The following is a 4,623-nucleotide window of genomic DNA, read 5'->3' as shown; positions in this document are numbered from 1 at the left end:
GAACCGGGAGTTGCGCCAAGCGAACGAGATCCTTCGCAAGGCCAGCGCGTATTTTGCGATGGCGGAGCTCGACCGCCGGTCGAAGTGATGGTGGGCGCAGGATGAGACTGGTGCAGACCAGCCAGAGCGGTTCATCGCACCTGACAAAATCCTGATGGCGTTGCGACTCGCCGCCACATTCGGCAGCCAAGAGCGGTTCCGGACGGCGCTCGACCGACGCGCCTGCACTGTCGTCACGGGTTTCGAGCCCATGCAACTCGCCAGCGCGGGCACTGCGATCGGCCGCCTTTTTCTGCCGAAAGACTGGACATCATATGCGTACGCCCCGCGCACCGGAGAAACAGCTGTGCTGCAGCTGCTGCGCCCGACAGAGAGCGGCACGAACAAAATCACCGAGCCCGCGATCGCGCACCTCGAGGCCGATATCCTCCCAGCCTTGGCACGGCCGCATCCGCTGATGATCCTTCTGCCCATTGGCGCCCGTCTGTCGTCGGATCTAAGCCGAGCGTTGCCACCGGCGATCCCGCTCGCGCCCATTGACCGGGAGATCATTCTGGCGCTGCTGGCACAAACCCACTCCGCGACTGGCAAGATCGACCGCACGTTGGTTGCCCCCCTTCTGCCCGGCGACGCGCGCCTGGCCGGCATGGATATGGCGAGCCTGATGTCCGCCTTGCGCGAACCGAACGCACCCGCTGTAGCCTGCAAGCTGGCGGCGCTTCTGGCGCCCATGGCCGATGCATCTTCCGACATGACGCTTGAAGAGATCGGCGGCGACAGCCCGGCCCATCAGGCAGCCGCGGACATCGTGTCCGACCTGGCCGCATGGCGCCGCGGCAGCGCGCGGTGGAGCGACCTGCCCCATTCGCTCATGCTCACGGGCGCACCGGGCACCGGCAAGTCCGTGCTCGCGCGCGCCATCGCGGCGACGGCGGGCGTGCCCATTGTCGAAGCAACGCTGGGGAACTGGCAAAGCGCCGGCCACCTTGGAGACATGCTGCGCGAGATGCGCCGCTCCTTTGCCCAAGCCATCCGCCAGAAGCAGCCCTCGGTGCTGTTCATCGACGAGATCGATGCGGCCGGCTCACGCGTTGGCAAAGACCAACATAACGCAAACTATCGCGCTAATGTTATCGACGCGCTGCTCACCCAGATCGATCAGCTCACCCGCGCGGAGGGCGTGATCCTGATCGCCGCCACCAACCATCCGGAGGCGGTGGACCCGGCCATTTTGCGCCCGGGCCGGTTTGATCTGCATCTCTCCCTGCCGCTGCCAACGCAGGCGCAGATCCGGCATATGCTGCACCGCGCGCTGCCCGAGGAGCGCCCCGAAGATCTCGCGGCGCTGGCCCTCGCCTTCTCCGGGCAGACCCCGGCGGCAATCGATGCTCGACTGCGCGCGGCCCGGGCCGCCGCGCGCCGGGCCGGAGACCGGCTCACGGCCCGGGCACTGAGGGCCATGCTGCACGCGACAGAGCCCGGTCGGGCGGGGTATGACCGCCGCATCGCCGTCCATGAATGTGGTCACGCCATTGTTGCCACGCTGCTGGGCGCGGTGCCGGTGCGCCGGATGCAGATCGCCCCTGAAGGCGGTTCGACCTCCCGCGCCTCAGCCATTCACGAAGGCACAGCGCCCGAGTTCGAGGATGAGCTGACGATCATCCTTGCCGGACGGGCCGCAGAGCGGTTGCTGCTCGGCTCGATCAGCGCCGGCGCCGGTGGCAGCGCGGACAGCGATCTTGCGCAGGCCTCTGCATTGCAGTTGCAATTCGATCGTGAGTTCGGCCTTGGCTGCAACGGCAATGCGTGGCTCGGAGAGCCGGATATGCAGCAGCTTTCATCCGATGACCGCGACCGCCTTCGCGCAAAGCTGGACCAATTCGAGCGCCGCGCCCGCGCGCTGCTCGCCCCCCACCGTGATCTCATCGAGCGGCTCGCCGATCACCTGCGCGCACATCGCGATCTCGACGAGACCGCGCTTGCCCCTTGGCTCTCGGATATCGCCGCCGATGCGGCGCCCACCGCGCCGTCGTGACCGCACAGGCCCCGGTCAAAAGAATGTACAAAAAACGTCGGCGCGGCCTCTGATCGCCGGGCCGACAGCGCGATCAACGTCGACATCTCGCGGATTTGCACGAAGTTTATTCGCAAACTTCGCCGCGCACAGCCGCGATCGCCAACTTACCGGGCAATGACGTCCACGCCAGTGCCCCGTGGCACAAAACCAAATCGCAAAGATCGCGCACGCAGGGCCCGATCGCGCTTCAGAGCCCCCGTCGGCCCCAAAATCTGGAGAACTCCCTCTTGGTAAAACTTTGCCTCTTGCAGCCCCGATCCCGCCGCGAAGCACGGTCGCGCCGTCCCCCCTCTGGAGAGAGAATTCTCCGTATTTTCAACGGGGTTTTCCACAATTGCGTGCAGAGCCATGGCAATTTGGAACGCCGCCCGCAGCCACTTCAGGCTATGATGGTGACAACGGCCCCGGGGCCCTTCCCGGTCAGCAAAGTATCACCATCCCCCGCCGCGAGAGCCTCGCGCGCGGGACCGGGAAAGGCATGTCATGGCACGCAAGCGGACAGAACGCGGGAAGGACAGGGCGGCACAGTTCCCCGTCAGGCCGACGGTCGGGACGCCGCGCGAAGGAGATTACGCCCTGCTGCTTGCCTTCCTCCGTGCCCTTGCCCGGGAAGCAGCACGGGCCGACCACGCCGATACGTCCCCAAAGACCGCCCGCATCTCGCGATGATCGCGCGGATCCGCCATTCTTGACGGAGCAGGCGGGCCCGCTCAATCTGTTCCACATTCTCATCTGAGGGACTCGCTGATGAGCAAACCGCTTCGTGCCGCGCTTTACGCGCGCTATTCGACCGACAAACAGCGCGACGCCTCAATTGAGGATCAACTCCGTGTCTGCCGCGCGCTTGCCATACGGCAGGGCTACGACGTTGTCGAAGTCTATTCCGACCGAGCCACCTCGGGTGCAAGTCTGATGCGTCCGGGGATCCAGAGGCTCCTTCAGGACGCACGGAGCGGTGGACGCTTTGACGTCGTGATCGCCCATGCGCTTGACCGGCTCTCGCGCAATCAGGCCGACATCGCCAGTCTCTACCAAACGCTGCAGTTCCTCCGCATCCCGATCGAGACCGTAAGCGAAGGGCCGATCGAGGAACTACATATCGGTCTCAAGGGGACGATGAATGCGCTCTTTCTCAAGGATCTCGCCAAGAAGACCCGCGAAGGCTTGCGCGGTCGGGCGCTGGCGGGCAAATCCGCCGGTGGGTTGACGTATGGCTATCGCGCCGTGCGGCGCTATAGCGCCGAGGGTGAGCCGATCCGTGGAGATCGCGAGATCCATCCGGAGGAAGCCGCTGTTGTCGAGCGGATCATGCGCGCCTATGCCGAAGGACTTTCACCGAAGAAGATCGCCGAGATGCTGAACCTCGAGGGCATTGCGGCACCGCGAGAGAAGTATTGGAGCGCCTCGACGATCCACGGGAACCGCGAGCGGGGCACGGGGATTCTCAACAACGAACTCTATGTGGGCAAGCAGGTCTGGAACCGACTGACCTATGCCAAGGATCCCGAGACAGGCAAACGCATCAGCCGGTTGAACCCCGAGGAAGCTTGGGAGATCACGGATGTGCCGGACCTTCGTATCATCGACGATGACCTGTGGCAGGCGGTTCGGGCGCGCCAAGGGGCGCTGAAGTCCAAGGGGACCGATGTGCCGATCTGGGATCGTCGCCGACCGAAGTATCTTCTTTCGGGTTTGATGGTCTGCGGCTGCTGTGGTGCGGGCTTCGCGAAGGTCGGCAGGGACGGGTTCGGCTGCTCTGGCGCGCGCAACAAGGGCCGTGCGGTCTGCACCAACATGACGGTGATCAAGAAGGACGACCTCGAGGGGCGGGTTTTGCACGCGTTACAGCATCACCTGATGGACGACGCGGCGGTAAAAGTCTTTTGCGAGGAATATACGGCGGAGCGGAACCGGCTAGCGAAGGCTGCGGATGCGGGGCGCGCGGCCAGGGAGAAAGACCTCCGCGAGGTGACGGGCAACCTCGACAAGCTGGTCGATGCCCTTCTGGCGGGCGTTCCCGCCGCGCGCGTCAAGGACCGGATGGAGAAGCTGGAAGCACAGAAGACGGAGCTTGAGGCACAGCTTGCAGCCGCCCCTGCCCCGTCATCGATGCGGTATCACCCGTCGATGGCGGGGGCGTATCGGGTGCGGATCCGGGATCTGATTGCGGCGCTGAGCACACCCGATCATGCGAGCGAGGCGAAGGAGACGCTGCGGGCTCTGATCGAGAAGATCGTCCTGCGTCCCGTGCCGTCCGCGACGGCGAAGGGAGGCGTGGAACTGGTTGCGGATCTCCACGGCTCGCTCGCGGGGCTTTTGCGTGTGGCAACGGGCCAGCCTGTGCATGCGGTGAGGCGATCAACGGCGGGGCCTGGGGCCCCAGAGACACAACTTGTGTCGAGCGGACCGCTTTCGCGACCACAAGCCGTTGATATAATGGAAGAATTAGTGTTGGTTGCGGGGGTAGGATTTGAACCTACGACCTTCAGGTTATGAGCCTGACGAGCTACCGGGCTGCTCCACCCCGCGCCGGTGTTTTGTGGCGC

2 protein-coding genes and 1 tRNA gene are annotated in these 4,623 nt (G+C 64.9%); 2 read left to right on the top strand and 1 reads right to left on the bottom strand.

From position 1 onward, the window contains the following. Positions 1–154 precede the first annotated feature (154 nt). Positions 155–2,035 carry an AAA family ATPase gene (locus tag BW967_RS18290; protein ID WP_076486548.1) on the top strand — a complete coding sequence of 627 codons (1,881 nt, stop codon included), beginning with the start codon at positions 155–157 and terminating at the stop codon, positions 2,033–2,035. A 789-nt stretch (positions 2,036–2,824) separates the two neighbouring features. Further along, positions 2,825–4,573 (top strand): recombinase family protein, encoded by a 1,749-nt coding sequence (locus tag BW967_RS18280; RefSeq protein ID WP_076486550.1) that lies wholly within the window; start codon positions 2,825–2,827, stop codon positions 4,571–4,573. Here the strand turns inward: BW967_RS18280 and BW967_RS18275 are convergent. Beyond that, positions 4,530–4,606, bottom strand: a tRNA-Met gene (locus BW967_RS18275). The genes BW967_RS18280 and BW967_RS18275 overlap by 44 nt on opposite strands. Positions 4,607–4,623: the final 17 nt, after the last annotated feature.

This window comes from Rhodobacter aestuarii, from assembly GCF_900156655.1.
In the GTDB taxonomy this organism is placed as follows: Bacteria; Pseudomonadota; Alphaproteobacteria; order Rhodobacterales; family Rhodobacteraceae; genus Rhodobacter; species Rhodobacter aestuarii.
This window is presented reverse-complemented; position numbering and strand designations above follow the sequence as displayed.

Bases quoted from the DNA above. Each gene is read 5' to 3' on its own strand.
- BW967_RS18290 (WP_076486548.1), top strand. From the start codon at position 155: ATGGCGTTGCGACTCGCCGCCACATTCGGCAGCCAAGAGCGGTTCCGG.
- BW967_RS18280 (WP_076486550.1), top strand. From the start codon at position 2,825: ATGAGCAAACCGCTTCGTGCCGCGCTTTACGCGCGCTATTCGACCGAC.